Source organism: Mucilaginibacter sp. P4_G9 (genome assembly GCF_056400985.1).
Genome location: NZ_JBFUKF010000667.1, coordinates 1 through 1,753 on the forward strand (window position 1 = coordinate 1; position 1,753 = coordinate 1,753).

At 40.2% G+C, this 1,753-nt stretch carries 2 protein-coding genes; both read right to left on the minus strand.

Annotated features, from left to right (window positions below; genetic code table 11):
• A partial coding sequence (locus AC1DPZ_RS26525) for a GMC family oxidoreductase (protein ID WP_477409156.1) occupies positions 1-1,495 on the minus strand: 1,495 nt, incomplete at its 3' end.
• The coding region (locus tag AC1DPZ_RS26530; protein WP_477409158.1) for an LbetaH domain-containing protein at positions 1,492-1,753 on the minus strand (262 nt) is incomplete at its 5' end. The genes AC1DPZ_RS26525 and AC1DPZ_RS26530, both read right to left, overlap by 4 nt.

The following is a 1,753-nucleotide window of genomic DNA, read 5'->3' on the forward strand; positions in this document are numbered from 1 at the left end:
CTTTTGGTGTATTGGCAATCCTTGTTGTTCCGGATTGGTGTATGCCATCCTTAGACATTTTTCGGATTGCATCAGATAATTCTTCCTTTTTAAACCAATATTGCAGTTCGCCGCAATTACATTCGCGAAGCCATTTATCCAATGTTTCGTGAAGTTTTATCACCGAATCTATGTCGATATCAGTAATATCATAATGTATAATAAGTTTTTCACCATCGGCACCTAATTCCATGCGGTTAGCTTCAAAGGGGATTTGCTCCGAATGAAAATGAAGCGCGTACTTATTCTGCGGTCCATATAAAAATATGCCTGGCAACTTACGTGTAAGTACGTAGCGCTTATAAAATATGGTGGCTGGGGTGAGAAGCGAACCAGGTAAGCCCTTAACAATATTCCATAAGTGTTTACCCACGCCTTTTACCTTACCCTTGGTTATGGAATGGGCAATTGCCGGCGGTGCAAGTTTTTTTCCTAAAACGGGCGTTATCATAGCCAAATACATTAGCGACATAGCCCCGCTTTTATGCTTCGGATCGTAATACAAAGGGTTATCAAGCCATATTGCAGTATTTAGCAGGTTGTTGTCAACTAAATATTTAGACGTAAACTGAAACCTTCGCCGGATGTAAGTACCATCTGTATTGCGTAAAAACCCATAGTCGGTTTTCTTAGGATTGCCTTTAAAAATAACTGAGGCAATTTTACCGGACAAATGGCTTTGATAGAATTTTCCGAGGGCCGCAGGGACTTCATCCAATAAGTCAAATACTTGTTTGTTGCGCAGTAAAATCCGGGTTACTTCTTGCGCCCCGGCAGCTAATACAAAAGTTTTTGCTTTAACCGTCAACAGTTCTTTATCGATAACACGCCTTATAACAAGAAATGAAATATTACCATTTTTATCGGGGGCCGAAAAATCCCGTGCCTCGTATCCACTCAGTAAAGTAAGATTTTGTCGTTCGGCTATATCTTTTTCATAACGCAGGCCAAAACGGGTAGGCATGCTCCAGCGCTCAATAACGTTATCTGTTACTACCCCTTCCTTAAAATTTTCGGCTATTTTTGTTCCTTTAAATGCAGGTATTTCATCTAAATTAAATTTAGGATCTCCGCATTCAAAATATTCGACTGTTTTAGGAACATATTCTTTTGTTTGGTTAAATAAATCCAAATCCCATGTGCAATGCCCGGCAACAGATGGACGCTCTATAAAGTCCACTTCGTCGTACATTACGCATCTGCCGCCCCAGGTTAACGACGAACCACCGAGCCCTTTGTTTGTACATTCATAAGGGTCATGGTGGTTAACCCGATTTCCAATTTCGATTGAATCATCAAGCTCATTTTTAACCGTTTGACCGGGGTAACCGTATTCAACTAACAAAACCGTTTTGTCGGAATTTAAACGTGTATATTCTAATGCGGTAATTATCCCGGCGGGGCCGGTACCCACAACACATAGATCAAAAATTTTATCTAAATTTTCAGACTTCATTTATTCTTAATATCTTCTGATAGGAAATTATTTCGCTTTTTTACCGGTACTGCGGGGTTACCTGTATATACCGTCCATGCTTCCATGTTTTTACTGATTACCGCTGCTGCTCCTAACACACTTCCTTCCGCACAACAAACACCGGGCAAAACAACAGCCTTGGCACAAATCCAAACATAAGGCTCTAATACAATTTGCTTTTTTAAATAAGTGAAAGCTATTTCGTTATAGTTGTGTGTTGCCCCACAAATGTAAGCA